18 protein-coding genes are annotated in these 14,798 nt (G+C 60.4%); 15 read left to right on the top strand and 3 right to left on the bottom strand.

Annotated features, from left to right (window positions below; genetic code table 11):
- Positions 1–181: hypothetical protein (locus G7Y52_RS05210; RefSeq protein ID WP_165067197.1), on the bottom strand; the 181-nt coding region annotated here is incomplete at its 3' end.
- Between the two features lie 207 nt (positions 182–388).
- Here G7Y52_RS05210 and G7Y52_RS05205 point away from each other — a divergent pair.
- Together G7Y52_RS05205 and G7Y52_RS05200 are read left to right on the top strand one after the other, a co-directional pair.
- Positions 389–1,234, top strand: a complete 846-nt coding sequence (locus tag G7Y52_RS05205) for a fumarate hydratase (protein WP_165067194.1) — start codon at positions 389–391, stop codon at positions 1,232–1,234.
- A 59-nt stretch (positions 1,235–1,293) separates the two neighbouring features.
- Positions 1,294–1,908, top strand: coding sequence for a Fe-S-containing hydro-lyase (locus tag G7Y52_RS05200; protein WP_165067191.1), 615 nt, complete (start codon positions 1,294–1,296; stop codon positions 1,906–1,908).
- Here the strand turns inward: G7Y52_RS05200 and G7Y52_RS05195 are convergent.
- On the bottom strand, positions 1,893–2,567 hold the full coding sequence (locus G7Y52_RS05195) for a tetratricopeptide repeat protein (protein ID WP_165067188.1): 675 nt from the start codon (positions 2,565–2,567) through the stop codon (positions 1,893–1,895). The two genes, G7Y52_RS05200 and G7Y52_RS05195, sit on opposite strands and share 16 nt — an antisense overlap.
- A gap of 195 nt (positions 2,568–2,762) precedes the next feature.
- Between G7Y52_RS05195 and G7Y52_RS15200 the strand changes: the two genes are divergently transcribed.
- The 11 genes from G7Y52_RS15200 to glyA all read left to right on the top strand — a co-directional run bounded on the left by G7Y52_RS15200 (position 2,763) and on the right by glyA (position 11,949).
- Entirely contained in the window at positions 2,763–3,323 is a 561-nt protein-coding gene (locus G7Y52_RS15200) for a hypothetical protein (protein ID WP_241159600.1), read from the top strand.
- Between the two features lie 162 nt (positions 3,324–3,485).
- Positions 3,486–3,773: a GIY-YIG nuclease family protein gene (locus G7Y52_RS05185; RefSeq protein ID WP_165067185.1), complete on the top strand. Its 288-nt coding sequence runs from the start codon at positions 3,486–3,488 to the stop codon at positions 3,771–3,773.
- Entirely contained in the window at positions 3,755–4,399 is a 645-nt protein-coding gene (locus tag G7Y52_RS05180; RefSeq protein WP_165067182.1) for a LysE family translocator, read from the top strand. The genes G7Y52_RS05185 and G7Y52_RS05180 overlap by 19 nt, the downstream gene beginning before the upstream one ends.
- Positions 4,400–4,648: 249 nt before the next feature.
- Positions 4,649–5,107: a DUF177 domain-containing protein gene (locus G7Y52_RS05175; protein ID WP_346773709.1), complete on the top strand. Its 459-nt coding sequence runs from the start codon at positions 4,649–4,651 to the stop codon at positions 5,105–5,107.
- A 255-nt stretch (positions 5,108–5,362) separates the two neighbouring features.
- A complete protein-coding gene (gene rpmF, locus G7Y52_RS05170) occupies positions 5,363–5,545 on the top strand; it encodes a 50S ribosomal protein L32 (protein WP_165067176.1) in 183 nt (60 codons plus the stop codon).
- A complete protein-coding gene (plsX, locus tag G7Y52_RS05165) occupies positions 5,545–6,579 on the top strand; it encodes a phosphate acyltransferase PlsX (protein WP_165067173.1) in 1,035 nt (344 codons plus the stop codon). The genes rpmF and plsX overlap by 1 nt, the downstream gene beginning before the upstream one ends.
- A gap of 182 nt (positions 6,580–6,761) precedes the next feature.
- Positions 6,762–7,748 (top strand): beta-ketoacyl-ACP synthase III, encoded by a 987-nt coding sequence (locus G7Y52_RS05160; protein WP_165067170.1) that lies wholly within the window; start codon positions 6,762–6,764, stop codon positions 7,746–7,748.
- 110 nt (positions 7,749–7,858) lie between these two features.
- Complete coding sequence (gene fabG / locus G7Y52_RS05155) at positions 7,859–8,635, top strand: 3-oxoacyl-[acyl-carrier-protein] reductase (protein ID WP_165067213.1); 777 nt, start codon at positions 7,859–7,861, stop codon at positions 8,633–8,635.
- Between the two features lie 210 nt (positions 8,636–8,845).
- Positions 8,846–9,079, top strand: a complete 234-nt coding sequence (locus G7Y52_RS05150) for an acyl carrier protein (RefSeq protein ID WP_165067166.1) — start codon at positions 8,846–8,848, stop codon at positions 9,077–9,079.
- 276 nt (positions 9,080–9,355) lie between these two features.
- Positions 9,356–10,603, top strand: coding sequence for a beta-ketoacyl-ACP synthase II (fabF, locus tag G7Y52_RS05145; protein WP_165067163.1), 1,248 nt, complete (start codon positions 9,356–9,358; stop codon positions 10,601–10,603).
- Positions 10,604–10,710: 107 nt separating this feature from the next.
- A complete protein-coding gene (gene glyA, locus G7Y52_RS05140; RefSeq protein ID WP_165067160.1) occupies positions 10,711–11,949 on the top strand; it encodes a serine hydroxymethyltransferase in 1,239 nt (412 codons plus the stop codon).
- 322 nt (positions 11,950–12,271) lie between these two features.
- On the opposite strand, the gene G7Y52_RS05135 is transcribed toward glyA, so the two are convergent.
- Positions 12,272–13,969, bottom strand: a complete 1,698-nt coding sequence (locus tag G7Y52_RS05135) for a hypothetical protein (RefSeq protein WP_165067157.1) — start codon at positions 13,967–13,969, stop codon at positions 12,272–12,274.
- A 182-nt stretch (positions 13,970–14,151) separates the two neighbouring features.
- Here G7Y52_RS05135 and G7Y52_RS14880 point away from each other — a divergent pair, with 182 nt between their 5' ends.
- Complete coding sequence (locus G7Y52_RS14880; protein ID WP_206215197.1) at positions 14,152–14,361, top strand: hypothetical protein; 210 nt, start codon at positions 14,152–14,154, stop codon at positions 14,359–14,361.
- Positions 14,354–14,779, top strand: coding sequence for a CoA-binding protein (locus G7Y52_RS05130; RefSeq protein ID WP_165067154.1), 426 nt, complete (start codon positions 14,354–14,356; stop codon positions 14,777–14,779). The genes G7Y52_RS14880 and G7Y52_RS05130 overlap by 8 nt, the downstream gene beginning before the upstream one ends.
- The last annotated feature ends 19 nt before the right edge of the window (positions 14,780–14,798 follow it).

Raw genomic sequence — 14,798 nt, 5'->3', positions numbered from 1 at the left:
TTGACTTTTTATGAAAGTCAAAGGTGGCATTCAGGCGAAAAACGCGGTTTTCGCCTGAATGTACGCCGCGTTGCGGCGGCTGCCGCTTTCGCGTCAGCAGAGCATTTTCAAAGAGAAAATGCTCTAATCCACCTGCTGCAAAGCCGCCTTTTTCCGTCCGGCGGCGTTGCAAGGCCAACATTGACCTTGCGGTATGTTCAATACAGCTTCGCCCAATGTTGGCCTTGCGCCTTGCCGGCCGAAAAAACTCGACTTTTCGCGGACGGTGTTTTAATGAGGGCTGACCCTAGACTCACATCCATCACCATACAAGATCGGCGTTTCACAGCGGACGATCATGCGCGCCCACGGGCGTGCGCCCCTTCCAGACTGCAAACCAGGACGGATCATGCGCGAAATTCAAGCCGAGGCCATCAGCAAAGCCGTTGCAAAGCTGGCCGTCAAGGCATGTTGCCATCTGCCCGGAGATGTTTACGAGAGTTTGGGAGCACGCAGAGCCCAGGAGCCCTCTCCCGCGGGCCGGAACATTCTGGCGCAACTCATGGACAACGCGGACATTGCCGCGCGCGAGCAAATGCCCATCTGCCAGGATACCGGCCTGGCCGTCATTTTCGTGGAGCTGGGGCAGGACGCGCATATTGTGGGCGGCGATCTCAACGCGGCGATCCATGAAGGCGTGCGCCGGGGCTATGTGGACGGCTGTTTGCGCAAATCCTGCGTGGCCGAGCCCCTTTTCGAGCGCGCCAACACCAGGGACAACACCCCGGCCGTGATCCATGTGAGCGTGGTGCCGGGCGATGGCCTGCGTTTGCGTCTTGCGCCCAAGGGCGCGGGTTCCGAAAACAAGAGCGTGCTGAAAATGCTGACGCCTGCCGACGGCATTGAAGGCGTGCGCCAGGTGGTTCTGGACGCCGTGCTGGCCGCCGGGCCCAACTCCTGCCCGCCCCTGGTGGTGGGCGTAGGTTTGGGCGGCGACATGGAAATGGCGGCCATCTGCGCCAAAAAAGCCGCGGTGCGCGATCTCGGTTCGCGCAATCCCGATCCCCGCTACGCGGCTCTGGAGGATGAGCTGCTGGAGCTGATCAACAAAACCGGCATCGGCCCTCAGGGCCTGGGCGGGGAAACGACAGCCCTGAAAGTGCATGTGGAATGGTATCCCACCCATATCGCCAGCCTGCCCGTGGCCGTCAACATCAACTGTCATGCCGCGCGGCATGCGGAAGCGATCCTGTAGAGCATTTTTTGAGTGAACATATCCATTTTCAATCAAAAAATACTCTAAAGGGGAATGTCATGTCCGAACAGCCCATGCGCATCAGCGCCCCGTTTGACGACGCCACGGCCCGCGCGCTCAAAGCCGGTGACCATGTGCTCATTTCCGGAACCATCCTGGCCGCGCGCGACGCGGCGCATAAACGCATGGTGGAGGCCCTGGACAGGGGCGAGGAACTCCCCGTGGATCTGCGCGGGGCCGTGGTCTATTATGTGGGCCCTTCCCCGGCAAAGCCGGGGCAGGCCATCGGCGCCGCCGGGCCCACCACCTCGGGCCGCATGGACGCCTATACCCCGCGCTTGCTGGATCAGGGCCTCAAGGGCATGATCGGCAAGGGCTACCGCACGCCTGAAGTGGTGGATGCCATGAAGAAACACGGCGTGCCCTATCTGGCGGCCGTGGGCGGGGCCGGCGCGCTGCTCTCCGGCTGCATCAAAAAATACACTGTGCTGGCCTATGCCGACCTGGGACCGGAAGCCGTGGCCGCCATGGAGGTGGAAGACTTTCCGGCCATTGTGGCCATTGATGCTGAAGGCAATGATTATTACGAGCAGGGGCAGGCTCCGTACCGCAGGCTGGGCGAGACCGCGCACGGTCGCCAGCCGGGACGGCAGACAACTTACGGCAAGGGATAGTGGCGCACCGTATTGAAAATCCTGCCTTCCCTGCTCAGACCCTGCGCGGCTGCCTTGTTGTACCAGAGGGCCGCCTCAGCCTGATTTTCCGGGATGCCGAAGCCGTGCTCATAACATGCGCCCACAAAACGCTCGGCCTGCGCATACCCTTGATCCGCGGCAAGTCTGGCCCAGCGGAAGCTCTCCTTCGGGTCCTTGGCGGTTTGGTGCAGGCCCTTGCTGTAATACAGGGCCAGATTGAATTGCGCCTCGGCATTGCCCGCATTGGCGGCCCGGGTCATCAAGGTCACTACCGCTCTCGGGTCCTGCGGCACACCGGCGCCCACTTCATAGCAATACGCCAGAAGCACCTGGGCCTGGCTGTCGTTCTGCTCCGCCGCCAATTGATACCATTGCGCGGCCACAGCCAGATCCTGCCTGACACCAAGGCCGTTTTCATAGCACTGGCCCAGCATGACCTGGGCGCGGGGATTGCCGTCCACGGCCAAAGGCTCAATCAGGCGGAGGGTTTTTTTATATTCACCAATATGATAGGCAGTCCAGGCTTCCTGTAAAATCTGCTCCGGCGCGGCTGACGGAGCGGCCCAGGCCGGTACGGCCGTCGCCAACGCAAAACCCAACGCGACCGCCAGCAGGGCGGCCAGACACTGCCTTTTCATAAACTTCTCCTTCCTTGCCCCGGCATCTTCGCAATGGGCAGTATGGGCGCAGAGAATACCGCCGCCCCTGTCCAAACGCAAGTCAACACTTGACGCCGGCATGTCCAACAGGCACAAAAAGCCCATGACGACAATTCTTTCCTTCCCTTGCGATCCGTATGTGAAAGCCGACCTGCATTGCCCGGGAGGAGCGGCATGAAAGCTTCCCTCATCTGCCCTGTCTGCGGCCGCGGCAGAGGCGATCCGCGACCGCCCTGCCCTGCCTGCCCCGACGCTCCGCAATCCCGACGCGCCCCGGAGCTGCCCGCAGCCGCCTCCGGCGAGGAACAGCCCCGCGTGGTCAACGCCGAGGTGCTGGGACCGGAAACGGCATCCCACGAGCACACGCAGGACAGCAACAGGCATCACCGGCACGACGGCACTTTCGGCAACAAGGCCCACGGTCCTGAATCTCACAATGTCTTCGGCGACGGGAGCATGCGCTTCGGACACATCTGGAGCACGGGACGCGCAGAACAAAATGCCTGCCTCGCGCCGTGCATCAGCTTTGTGCTGTTTCTGGTTTGTCTGGTCCAGTTCGGCGTGCTGGCAGGCATCGGTTTCGTCTTTTTTCATCTTCTGGGCAGCGTGGCCGGGAGCCTGCGCGAGATGCGCCAGCTCATGCTGGGCCGCAAACCCAATCCCTGGGTCTGGCGCATCGGCAACTGGTTTGTGTCTTTCCTGCTGGTGGCCTGGCTGTCCGGCGGTTTTGACTAGAGCATTTTCTCTTTGAAAATGCTCTGCTGACGCGAAAGCGGCAGCCGCCGCAACGCGGCGTACATTCAGGCAAAAACCGCGTTTTTCGCCTGAATGCCACCTTTGACTTTCATAAAAAGTCAAAGGTAATCTGCGCTAGAAGTCATTTCATGGAGGTCGGCCATGACTGAGGCGGTCTGGCATGTGTATCTTCTGGAATGCGCCGACGGCACCCTGTACTGCGGCGTCACCAGCAACCTGGAGCGCCGTCTGGCCCAGCACAACGGTCTGAAGCCCGGCGGAGCCCGTTACACCAGAGGCCGCCGCCCGGTCCGTCTGGTGGCAAGCCTGGCCTGTGCGCACAAGGGAACGGCCTTGTGCCTGGAATGCGCGGTAAAATCCCGGCCCAGGAACCAGAAAATACATTTTCTGCAAAGCGGAGGCGAGCAATCGTGCCGAGCGCCGAGGTGATCCTGGTCTTTTTCGGCACTTCGCTGCTGCTGGGAATTGCGCCGGGGCCTGACAACATTTTTGTGCTGACCCAATCCGCGGTTTACGGAGTGAGAGCGGGCCTGATCACGACCTTGGGCCTGGTGACGGGCTTGTGCGTGCACACCACGGCCGTAGCCCTGGGCGTGGCCGCGATTTTTCAAAGCTCGGCCCTGGCCTTTACACTTCTCAAAGCTGTGGGCGCGGCCTATCTGCTGTATCTGGCATGGCTGTCCTTCAGGGCAGGGGCCCTGTCGGCCCGAACCCCGGATGCGGGGGGGGCCGGGGGGCCTGCCTTTCCCGGCTATGCCGCGCTTTACCGTCGCGGCATTCTGATGAATGTGACCAACCCCAAGGTTTCACTCTTTTTTCTGGCCTTCCTGCCCCAATTCTGCGATCCCGCGCGGGGCAGCCTTGTGGTTCAGGTGTTGATCCTGGGCGCTCTTTTCATGCTGGCCACGATCGTTGTTTTCTTTTCCGTCGCGGTGCTGGGCGGCAGACTGGCCTTCTGGCTCAACCGCTCCCCGCGCAGCCAGATGCTGGTACACCGCGCCGCGGGTCTGGTGTTCACGGGCCTTGCCGTGATGCTGATCTTTACCGGCCGTTGAACCGCGCCCGCGCCTGCGGCTTCGGACGATGCCGTCGCATCGCCGCCAGGGCTGCCGAGAAGATGCGCCAGCCCTGGAACCGCTCTTCGTTTTTCTTGACAGAGCATAACATGGCGGGTATGAACACCCGCCTCTTTGAGGTGCAACATGCAGAACTACCGGATATCGCTTCATGCTCTCCCGCCCGGAGGCAAGGAATTCAGCCTTGATGATCAGGCTATCTGGCAGCAGCCGCTCCAGGAATTCGAAATGGAATGCCGCATAAGCAAGCCGCTGCGCGCCCGCCTGACCATTCTGCCTGCGGACGGCGGCTGGCTGGTGCGCGGCACGCTTACCGGTGAAGTGGTTCTGCCGTGCAACCGCTGCGCCGAGGATGCCGTGGCGGAGCTTACTGCCGCTTTTGAAGAATTTGAGGAATTGCCCGAACCGGAAGAAGGGATTCCCGTTTCCGGGGGCGCGGGCCCTGATGCCGCGCAGCCGCCCGAAAGCCGCATCTTTTATGAGCGCAATGCGCCCATGCTCGATCTGGCAGGCATCTGCTGGGAGGAATTTGTGCTGGCCCTGCCGATCAATCCCCTCTGCGGCCCGGATTGCAAGGGTTTGTGCCCCCAGTGCGGGGCCAATCTGAATGTCGCGCCCTGTTCCTGCTCCAGGGATGAAGGCGATCCGAGGCTGGCGGTTTTGCGCGGGCTTAGACTGCGGGGCTGACGCATCTGGACAACTCCAAAACATTCGGCTATTTTAATCTGTCTTGCAAGTGAGTTTCGTCATATCCACTGACGCGGCGTTCAGGGCGTGCGGGTGGCAACGCCCCCGGGCGTCGGACGCGATGCGCACACGGCGCGCCGCGCGTGCCGGATGGATACGCGGCACAACCATAAAGGAGATCGTCGCCGCGGACATAACGCGATCGACACTGCAAAAGAACCAACGCCTTCCGTGAACTCGGAAAAGGAGACTCTCATGGCTGTTCAGCAGAATAAAAAATCCCGTTCCCGCAAAGGGATGCGCCGTTCCCACGACCACGTGGCCGTTCCCGCGGTCATTTACTGCTCCTGCGGCGAACCCACGCTGCCCCACAGCGTCTGCCCCAATTGCGGCGCTTACAAGGGCCGCCAGGTGCTCGCCAAAAACGAAAACGAATAATGAACGATCGCCCCGTCATTGCCGTGGACGCCATGGGTGGGGATTTCGGCCCCTCCGTGGTGGTGCCGGGCGCCATTGAGGCCGCCCGTCTGCATGATTTGCATGTTTTACTTGTGGGTGATACCCCCAAGCTGGAGAGCGAGCTGCAAAAGCTCGATCTCGCCAACGTGCATTTTGATATTGTTCAGGCCGATGATGTGGTGCACATGAATGAAAAGCCCTCGGATATTCTGCGCCGCAAAAAAAACGCCTCAATCCAGGTGGCTTGCCGCCTGGTCAAGGATGGCGCCGCCGACGGCGTGGTCAGCGCCGGACACTCCGGCGCCACGGTGGCTTGCGGCATGTTTATCATGGGGCGGCTCCCCGGCGTCGAGCGCCCGGCCCTGGCCGCTCTGCTGCCCACTGAAAAAAATCCGGTGGTTGTGCTGGATGCCGGAGCCAATGTCGACTGCCGCCCTTACCATCTCTTTCAGTTCGGGCTGATGGGCGATGCTTTTGCCCGCGATCTCCTGAGTTATGCCGCGCCGCGCGTGAGCCTTTTGAGCATCGGCGAAGAAGAAGGCAAGGGCAACTGTCAGGTCAAAGAAGCTTATGAACTTTTGAAAATGGCCCAAAATCTCAATTTTGTGGGCAATGCCGAAGGCCGGGACATTTTTACCGGCGATTTGGATGTAGTCATTTGCGATGGCTTTGTGGGCAATGTCGTCGTCAAAATGAGCGAGGGTCTTGCGGCTTCGCTGATCCGCATGCTCAAACGCGTCTTCACTTCAGGCCTGCTTCCCGCCCTTGGGGGCATGCTGGCCAAGAAGGCCTTTAAAAACTTTGCCCGCACCATAGACTACGCCGAATACGGCGGCGCGCCGCTGCTCGGCCTTCAGGGACTGGCCATTGTCTGCCACGGCCGCTCCAGCGCCAGGGCCATGAGCAATGCCATCAAGATGGGCGGCGCATTTGTGCGCAAGGGCACCAATGACCGCCTTGCTGCAACCATTCTGGCCAATGAAGAGCTGACCCGTTTCTCCCGCGCCATCTAGAGCGGTTTGCTAATGAAATTAGCTAAACGCTCTGGCAGGGCGAAGCCATGCCCGCCCGCGCGCGTCAGCCGTTGGCGGCAGTGCCGCCTTATAGATGACGACAGCAGAGGAAATTTCCTTGCGCCGTTACGCGCCGGAGCGCGCGTTTCAAAAGCAATATGCTCTAACTGACGGTAAACACCATGAATCCAATCTGCCATCTGCACTCGCTGCGCGCCTATGTGCCGCCTGCCGTACTGACCAATGAACATCTGACAAGGCTGGTGGATACCAATGACGCGTGGATCGTCTCGCGCACCGGCATCAGACAGCGCCGGAGGCTGGCGGACGAGGAGAACGCCTCCGACCTGGGCCTGAAGGCCGCGCACCAGGCGCTTGCGGCCGCGGGCGTCGACGCCGAAAGCCTGACGCACATCATTGCAGCCACCTGCACCCCGGATCTGCTTTCCCCTTCCGTGGCCTGCATTCTGGCTGGCAAATTGAACGCAGGGCCGGTCATGGCTTTTGATTTCGGCGCGGCCTGTTCGGGCTTTCTGTATGGTCTTTCCATCTGCCGGGCCCTGCTCTGCCAGGACGCGCAGGCCCGCATTCTCTTTGTTTGCACGGAAGCTCTGACCCGCCGCATCAACTGGCGCGACCGTTCCACCTGCGTGCTGTTCGGCGACGGCGCCGCCGCCTGCGTGCTGACCGCCTCGCCCCACAAGGCCCTGGCCGGTCTGGAAGACGTCATCTGCCACAGCGACGGCAAACAACACGAGCTGATCACCGTGGGGGGCGGCACGGCATGTCACTACAGCCCCGGCGACACGGTGGACGAAGACTTTTTCATCCACATGCAGGGCCGCGAGACATACAAGCATGCCGTGCGGCAGATGGTGCGCATCTGCGAGGAAATTCTGGCGCGTAACAATCTTTCTGTGGCGGATGTCGCTCTTTTTGTGCCCCATCAGGCGAATCTGCGGATTATCGAAGCCGTGGGCAGTCGTCTGCATATTGAAAATGATCGCGTTTTCACCAATGTGGATCAATACGGCAACACCTCTTCCGCCTCTATTCCCCTGGCCCTGGCCGAAGCCCGCGCCGCCGGGCGGATCAAGGCCGGGGACCGCGTGCTGATGACGGCTTTCGGCGCCGGTCTGACCTGGGGCGCGGCTTTGCTGCGCTTTTAGCCATTACACTGGAGTTTGGCGGCAAACCGCTGCCGCGCGCATTGAAATTAAACTTCGTCTGCGCTATAAAACAGCATTTCCGCATGATCCACAGCAAAGGCAGAAACAGCATGAGCACAGCGCAAAGCACGCTTTCTCCCTTTCCCGCGCCCGAGACGCCCGCGGCGCTGGTCACCGGCGGTTCGCGGGGCATAGGCCGGGCCATTGCCCGCACGCTTGCCCGTGACGGCTTTCAGGTTTTTCTCACCTACGCAAGTCGGCCCGCTGAAGCGGAAAAAACAGTGGCCGAGATCGCGGCTGCCGGAGGGCGCGCCCGGGCTTTTGCGCTCAATGTGGGCGACAGCGCCGCTGTAGCGGACTTTTTTGCAGAGGAAATCAAGGGCAAAGCGAATCTGGCTGTACTGGTCAACAACGCCGGAATCACCAAGGACGGTTTCCTGGTCCGCATGAAAGACGAGGATTTCGACAGGGTGCTGGCCGTCAATCTGCGCGGAGCTTTCGTCTGCTCCCGCGAAGCGGCCAAAATTATGAGCAGGAACCGTAGCGGGCGGATCATCAACATCGCGTCGGTGGTGGGCCAGATGGGCAATGCCGGGCAGGCCAACTATGTGGCGGCCAAGGCGGGCCTGATCGGCCTTACCAAGTCCTGCGCCAAAGAGCTGGCCGCCCGCAGCATCACCGTCAATGCCGTTGCCCCGGGCTTTATTGAAACGGACATGACCGCCGCCCTGCCCGACGAGACGCGCGCAAGCTATGTGGAATCCATTCCCCTCAAGCGCATGGGTTTGCCTCAGGATGTGGCGGAAGCCGTGGCTTTTCTCGCCTCGGACAAAGCCGCCTACATTACCGGGCAGGTGCTGGCCGTCAATGGCGGCATGTACTGCTGAGAAAGGCGTCAAGCCCATGCGGCGCTCGCGGGGAGGGGCCTGGCCGATGCCGCAAACAGAGTGCGGTTTTTGTCGGCACAGCTCCCGGTCGTTGTTGAAAAGATTTCAGGCCCGGATATTTTCATGCTGAAAATGCCCGGCCACCATGCCCGGAATGCTTTTGCGCAACCGGTCATAGTAGACAAAATCAATACTACCTTGGAGGATACCATGTCTGATGTTGCGGAAAAAGTAACCAAGATCATTGTTGATCAATTGGGCGTGAACGCTGATGAAGTGAAGCCCGAAGCTTCTTTTGTGGAAGATCTCGGCGCGGACTCCCTGGACCTGACCGAGCTGATCATGGCCATGGAAGAAGAGTTTGACATTGAAATCGCCGATGACGACGCCCAGAAGATTCTCAAGGTTCAGGACGCCATCTCGTATATTGAAAACAAAAAGTAGCAACCGTGCCGGCGGCGGCTCCTTTACCGAGCGTAAGGGGCCGCATGCCGACAGCGGGGCATGTTCACGCTCTGCCTGTACGGGGAAACGCCCGGACTTCCGGCAGCTTGCGGCCCGAGAATATCTCCGGCGCGGTCCAGCGCCGGCGGTTTCACGGCATAGCAGCAACGGAAGGATGTTGTTTTTCCGTTTATGGTCCGGCAGAGGGACGCCCCGACCGGTATTTATTCCCCAAGAGCGGGGGGCGTCCGCCCCTCCCGCCCATAAGGAGTTTGCATGACCCGTCCCCGCGTAGTGATCACCGGCGTAAGCGGCGTCACGCCCCTCGCCAACGACATTGAAAACACCTGGAAAAAACTGCTCGCCGGCGAGTCAGGCATTGCGCCCATCACACTTTTTGACGCTTCGGCCTACGACTCGCGCATTGCCGGAGAAGTGAAAAATTTTGCGCCCGAAGCGTATATGCCGCCCAAGCAGGTGCGGCGCATGGATCGCTTTACCCAGTTTGCCGTGGCTGCCGCCAAAATGCTGCTGCAGGATTCCGGCTTTGAGGTCACCGAGGCCAACGCCTATGATACTGCGGTGATTCTGGGCATCGGCCTCGGGGGCCTGCATACTATTGAAACCTACCATGCCAAACTGCTGGAATCCGGCCCCCACAAGATTTCTCCCTTCATGATTCCCATGCTCATTTCCAACATGGGGCCGGGGCAGATTTCCATCCTTACCGGCGCCAAAGGCCCGAACATCGTCACCACCACGGCCTGCGCCTCGGCCATCCACGCCGTGGGCACCGCCTACAGCGAGATTCTTCTGGGCCGGGTCGCCACGGCCATTTCCGGCGGGGTGGAAGCCACGGTGACGCCGTTGGGCGTGGCCGGTTTTACTGCCCTGAAAGCGCTTTCCAGCCACTATAATGACGAGCCAATCCGCGCTTCGCGTCCGTTTGACGCCAAACGCGACGGTTTTGTGATCGGCGAAGGCGCGGGGCTCCTTCTGCTGGAGTCCCTGGAGTCGGCCCAGGCCCGCGGCGCGAAAATTTACGCTGAGCTTGCGGGTTACGGAGCGTCCGGAGACGCCTATCATATGACCGCCCCCTGCGAAAACGGCGAGGGCATGGCCCGGGCCATGCAAAACGCCTTGCATGAGGCAGGCATCCCGCCCTCGGCTGTGGGCCATATCAATGCCCATGCCACATCCACGCAACTCAACGACAGCACCGAAACCAAGGCCATCAAGCTGGTCTTTGGCGACCATGCCAAAAAAATCAAAATTTCCGCCACAAAATCCATGACCGGTCATCTTCTGGGTGCGGCAGGCGGCATTGAGACGGTCTTCACAGCCCTGGCCCTGCATGATGAAATCTTGCCCGGCACCATTAATCTGGAAAATCCCGATCCGCAGTGCGATTTGGATTACATGGCCGACGGCTCCCAAAAAATCGCCTGTGAATATGCCATGTGCAATTCCTTCGGTTTCGGGGGCACCAATGCCAGCCTGATTCTGAAAAAATGGAATGCCTGACGGGCGCGCCCCGCGGCATGAGCCGCCGGGCGCACGAGTGCGGTCAATCCGGCATACCTGCCCGCCGCTTCGGCGGGCAGCATACGTTTAGCAAAGGATGAGCCTTCATGGATGAGATTTTGCTTCAGGACCCGGAATTGGCCCGCGCCATTGCCCTGGAAGCGGATCGCCAGGTAAGCAAGCTTGAGCTGATTGCCTCTGAAAACTTCGTTTCCCCGGCGGTCCGGCAGGCCCAGGGCAGCATTTTGACCCACAAATACGCGGAAGGCTATCCCGGCAAGCGTTATTACGGCGGCTGCGAATATGTGGATATTGCGGAAACGCTTGCCCAGGATCGCGCCAAAAAGCTTTTCGGCTGCGAATACGTCAACGTGCAGCCCCACTCCGGCTCCCAGGCCAATATGGCCGCCTACTTCGCTTTTCTCAAGCCCGGCGATGTCATTCTGGGCATGAACCTCTCCCACGGCGGCCATCTGACCCACGGCAGCCCGGTCAATTTTTCCGGCCGTCTCTTCAAGATTGTTTCCTACGGCGTGCAGAGGGAAACAGGGCGCATTGATTACGCGGAAGTGGCTTCTCTGGCCCGCGAGCACAAGCCCGCCGTGATCATGGCCGGAGCCAGCGCCTACCCGCGCCGCATCGACTTTGCCCGTTTTCGGGCCATTGCCGACGAGGTGGGAGCCAAGCTGCTGGTGGACATGGCTCATATCGCGGGCCTGGTGGCCGCGGGCCTGCACGAAAGCCCTCTGCCCCATGCCCACGTTACCACAACCACCACGCACAAGACCCTGCGCGGGCCGCGCGGCGGCATGATTCTTTCCGGCGAAGACTACGCCAAGACCCTGAACAGCCAGATATTTCCTGGCATCCAGGGCGGCCCGCTGATGCATGTGGTGGCGGCCAAGGCCGTGGCCTTCGGCGAAGCCCTGCGCCCGGCCTTCGCAGCCTATCAGCAGCGGGTGATCGACAATGCCGCGGCCCTTGCGCACTGCCTGACGGACGCCGGTTTCGATCTCGTCTCCGGCGGCACGGACAACCACCTCATGCTGGTTGATCTGACCGACAAGGACATCACCGGCAAAGAAGCCGAACAGGCCCTGGATCAGGCGGGCATTACCGTGAACAAGAATACCGTGCCCTTTGAAAGCCGCTCGCCCTTTGTGACCTCGGGCATCCGCCTGGGCACCGCGGCCCTGACCACGCGCGGCCTGCGGCAGGAACACATGACCACAGTGGGCGGCTTTATCCTGGACGCTCTGGAAAGACGCAACAATGCCGAGGAGCTTGCGCGCATCCGCAAAAACGTGGAAGACTTTGCCCGCCAGTTTCCATTGTTCACCTGGTAAGCTCTTTTTTCAGGACGAAGGCCGCGAGCTCTCAGGCATTTGACAAAGCCCCGATTTGCACAAATCGGGGCTTTGTCATCCGGCCCTCCGGGAAAAAATCGGCGCATTGCTTGCAATCGAAAGCAGATTACCTTTGAGATTGCATAATCTCAAAGTGGTTGTGTGGTTGTGTCCAGAATTTTTCGCACTTTTCAAAGTCAGCTCGGCAGATCGGGCGGGTATGGCCTGCCGGCGCGGTCCTTGAGAGCGACATCCTTACCAATGTCGCGGCTGTAAGGACCGTGACGGCTCCCTTATTCCGATCCTTCCTGTTTTTCCAAGCCTATTCCTGCCTTTGCCCGCCCCCGTAATCCTGCGCAGACGCGGCAAGGGGCGGCTGAAAAACCACAAAATGCGGCGTTTCCTCCACGATACGCCACTCACGCCGCACTCGCTGGGGCACGGAGTATCCGGCACGCTCATAGGCGTCGGCCTTGAGCGTATCCATCTGATCCCGTTCCATAAAGACTGTCAGCTTCTTTTGCAGCAGTTCAGCATAAAGCGCATCGACTTCGGCGTTGATTTCCCAGTCAATGAGCCAATCCGAGCCGTACATCGGCGGATCGTCAGCAAGGTAATAGGCAAAGGAAAAGCCGGGCAGCGTCTTGTAACGCGGCCCGTATTTGGCGCGCAATTGCTTCAGCTCCGCCAGCTTGGCATACATCTGCGCATCGACCATCACGCCGCGCGCCTTGGGATAGATCTGCCCGGCGTCAAGCGTCAGAGCGCTTCGAGGCATGGGCCGCGTGGGGAAGACATAGGGATATTGGTACCCGATCCCGAAGATCAGCAGCCCTGTCAACAGCGCGAACCAGGCGAGAGGGCGCGCCTTGCCGCCCAGCCGGACATGAATCAGCAGCAGCGAAAACAGCAGGGGAACGGCAAAAAAAGCCGGGATCTTATAACCGCCGCTGATCGCGACGGACCAGGCCGTCAGCAGCCCCACGCCCAAACCCGCGGAGGCACGCAGGCGCGGGTGCGGCGCAATCCCGTCGCGCAGCCATCTTGTCAAAAAAACCTGGGGGAACAGGATGCAGACGCCGCCCAAAATCATAAAAAGCGTGGGCCAGGACAGACCGTACCCGATCCAGGTTTTGCCGCGCAGAACTTCAAAGATATAACAGCCCGCCAGCAAGAGCAGATAGATATAAGCGGGCTGGCCCGCCGCGGGCAGGTTTTTTTTAGCCGCATGCGCCGCGAGCCGGGGCAGCATGGCCAGAGCGGGCAGCCACCAGTTTTGCCGGAGATAAATCAGTATGCCTGCATCCAGGGCTTCACGGATATCCAGTTGCCCGGTGGTCATGCGCAAAAACGGCGCCCAGGCCCCGGCATGGCGCAAGAACGCGTAAACAAGAGCCAGCAAGGCCAGCCAGGCAGCCAGACAATAAAAAACTTCGCGCCGCCGGGGCCGCGTCAGCCAAATCAGCAGCAGCACGCCGAAAGGCATGAGCAAAAAGGATTGCTTGCAGAGCATGGCGCTGCCCGCAAGAATGCCTGCCGCCCAGGGCCAACCGCATACGGCCGCCCAAAGGGCCGCGCCGGCGAATAAAATGCCGTCCACCGTATGCCAGGGCATATGCGGAAAACTATGCACACCCCAGACAAAACCCAGAGTGGCAAGCAGGGGCAGCGGCAGATCCAGATCTTCCAGCCGGTACAATTTGCGCAGAAAAAGCGCGGCAAACCAGGATGCGCCCAGCATGCCCGCCACAAAACCGGCTTTTCCGGCCAGCACATTGAGACTTTCGGGCGTGAGCCACATCCAGAAAGCGTGCCAGTACAAAGGCAACGCAGGCTTGATATAATAAAAATCCCGGTACGGAACCTGCCCCTGAAGAATGCGCCAGGCATAGCCGTAAAAATAGCCGAAATCCGTAGTGTCCATGCCGTAGGGCGTGTACAGCCACAAGTACGCCAAAGGCGTGAGCACGGCCGCTGCCCAAACCCAGGCGTTTTTCGTTGTCCGCAAGCACAGCAGCATAGTTATGACCTTTTTTTCGCGCAGCAGTGCCGCAGGGCCTACCACAGGCCGGGGTTTGCGGCAAGAGCGACCGCGCCGCTCAAATGTCGGACCAGCGCACAATGCACTCAGGGCTGCCGCAGAAGATGCGTCAGCCCTGACAATGCGCAACCGGCGGCTTGCGCATTTTCCCAGAGGCAGCTATGGTAATCACTCACAATAGAAAAAGGCTGACGGCAATGAGCGGCAATGCCGGTATTTCGGCGCACAGGCAACGGCAGTCAGAACGCGCCGCGTCTTTTTCAAAATGTATGCAGGCCCGGTTGCAGCGCCGGTTTCCGCGTTTTTCACGCATCCTTTTGTGCCGCGCCTTTGTGCCGCGCGAGGCAAGAGACGGGTTTTCTCATGCTTGACCATACTGCTCTTCGCACCATCCTGCAAAATGCCCGCCGCATAGCCGTTCTGGGCGCCAAGGACAAGCCCGGCCAGCCGGTGGACACTGTGGGCCGTTATCTGCTGCATCAGGGCTATATCGTATATCCGGTGCATCCGGCGCGCAAGACGGTCTGGGGCCTGGCGGCTTTTCCCGATCTGGCGGCTCTGCCTGAGCCGGTGGATGTGATTGATGTTTTTCGCGCGCCGCCGCATTGCCCGGGGCATGCGCGCGAAATCCCGGCCCTGCCCTGGCGGCCGAAACTGTTTTGGATGCAACTGGGCATCAGCTCGCCTGAGGTGAGCGAAATACTTGCAGGCACGGGCGTTGAGATTGTTGAAAACGCCTGCCTGATGGTGGAACATGCCCGCCTTCTGGGCAACGCGCAGCAACACTGAAATCGCAGGGCTTCCTTCT

Origin of the sequence: Desulfovibrio sp. ZJ200 (genome assembly GCF_011039095.1) — a bacterium.
GTDB lineage: Bacteria > Desulfobacterota > Desulfovibrionia > Desulfovibrionales > Desulfovibrionaceae > Desulfovibrio.
Note: the sequence above shows the minus strand (reverse complement) of the source record. Positions and strands in the feature narration are given on the sequence as shown.

Excerpts from the sequence above, each read along its gene's own strand:
- G7Y52_RS05205 (WP_165067194.1), top strand. The coding sequence starts at position 389 with ATGCGCGAAATTCAAGCCGAGGCCATCAGCAAAGCCGTTGCAAAGCTG.
- G7Y52_RS05200 (WP_165067191.1), top strand. The coding sequence starts at position 1,294 with ATGTCCGAACAGCCCATGCGCATCAGCGCCCCGTTTGACGACGCCACG.
- G7Y52_RS05195 (WP_165067188.1), bottom strand. The coding sequence starts at position 2,567 with ATGAAAAGGCAGTGTCTGGCCGCCCTGCTGGCGGTCGCGTTGGGTTTT.
- G7Y52_RS15200 (WP_241159600.1), top strand. The coding sequence starts at position 2,763 with ATGAAAGCTTCCCTCATCTGCCCTGTCTGCGGCCGCGGCAGAGGCGAT.
- G7Y52_RS05185 (WP_165067185.1), top strand. The coding sequence starts at position 3,486 with ATGACTGAGGCGGTCTGGCATGTGTATCTTCTGGAATGCGCCGACGGC.
- G7Y52_RS05175 (WP_346773709.1), top strand. The coding sequence starts at position 4,649 with ATGGAATGCCGCATAAGCAAGCCGCTGCGCGCCCGCCTGACCATTCTG.
- rpmF (WP_165067176.1), top strand. The coding sequence starts at position 5,363 with ATGGCTGTTCAGCAGAATAAAAAATCCCGTTCCCGCAAAGGGATGCGC.
- plsX (WP_165067173.1), top strand. The coding sequence starts at position 5,545 with ATGAACGATCGCCCCGTCATTGCCGTGGACGCCATGGGTGGGGATTTC.
- G7Y52_RS05160 (WP_165067170.1), top strand. The coding sequence starts at position 6,762 with ATGAATCCAATCTGCCATCTGCACTCGCTGCGCGCCTATGTGCCGCCT.
- fabG (WP_165067213.1), top strand. The coding sequence starts at position 7,859 with ATGAGCACAGCGCAAAGCACGCTTTCTCCCTTTCCCGCGCCCGAGACG.
- G7Y52_RS05150 (WP_165067166.1), top strand. The coding sequence starts at position 8,846 with ATGTCTGATGTTGCGGAAAAAGTAACCAAGATCATTGTTGATCAATTG.
- fabF (WP_165067163.1), top strand. The coding sequence starts at position 9,356 with ATGACCCGTCCCCGCGTAGTGATCACCGGCGTAAGCGGCGTCACGCCC.
- glyA (WP_165067160.1), top strand. The coding sequence starts at position 10,711 with ATGGATGAGATTTTGCTTCAGGACCCGGAATTGGCCCGCGCCATTGCC.
- G7Y52_RS05135 (WP_165067157.1), bottom strand. The coding sequence starts at position 13,969 with ATGCTGCTGTGCTTGCGGACAACGAAAAACGCCTGGGTTTGGGCAGCG.
- G7Y52_RS14880 (WP_206215197.1), top strand. The coding sequence starts at position 14,152 with ATGGTAATCACTCACAATAGAAAAAGGCTGACGGCAATGAGCGGCAAT.
- G7Y52_RS05130 (WP_165067154.1), top strand. The coding sequence starts at position 14,354 with ATGCTTGACCATACTGCTCTTCGCACCATCCTGCAAAATGCCCGCCGC.